The organism is Bradyrhizobium sp. IC3123 (assembly GCF_020193625.1).
Classification (GTDB): Bacteria; Pseudomonadota; Alphaproteobacteria; order Rhizobiales; family Xanthobacteraceae; genus Bradyrhizobium; species Bradyrhizobium yuanmingense.
In genome coordinates this window covers 1-603 of record NZ_JADYVF010000057.1, presented here as the reverse complement: position 1 = coordinate 603, position 603 = coordinate 1, and the positions used below count along the sequence as shown (strand labels likewise).

At 63.0% G+C, this 603-nt stretch carries 1 protein-coding gene; it reads right to left on the bottom strand.

What is annotated here, in order from left to right; translation table 11 throughout:
- A partial coding sequence (locus tag I6F20_RS38635) for a chemotaxis protein CheW (RefSeq protein WP_225131602.1) occupies positions 1-603 on the bottom strand: 603 nt, incomplete at both ends.

The window sequence follows — 603 nt, the reverse complement described above, 5'->3', positions numbered from 1 at the left end:
TGGTCTGCTCGCCACTTCCGATGTGATGGCCGGCCGCTTCGTCACCCATGCCATGGGCCGAGGAGCCGGCGGCGCCGAGCGCCTTGGCGATGCCGTTGGGATCGATGATCATGATGACCGCGCCATCACCCAGAATGGTGTTGCCGGAGAACATGTCGATGTGACGCAGTTTTGTCGACATCGGCTTGACCACGATTTCTTCGGTGTGGAACACGCCATCGACGACGATGCCAAAGGTCTGGCTGCCGACTTGCGTCACCACGATGAAGCCGTTCTCGGGATCGGAGGCCGCGCCGTCGTCGATCTTCAGGAGCTTCTTCAGATGGATCAGCGGCAGGAGCTTGTTGCGCAACCTGAGCACCGCGGTGTCCTTGATGCGCTCGATGCGGTGCTCGGAGTTGGCGCGGGCGCGGACCAATTCCACGACCGAGAGCTGCGGGATCGCAAAGCGGTCGCCGGCGGCTTCGACGATCAGGGCCGAGACGATGGCGAGCGTCAGCGGGATCTTGATGGTGACGGAGCTTCCTTCGCCGGCCACGCTCTTGATGTCGATGGTGCCGCCGATCTGGTCGATATTGGTGCGGACCACGTCCATGCCGACGC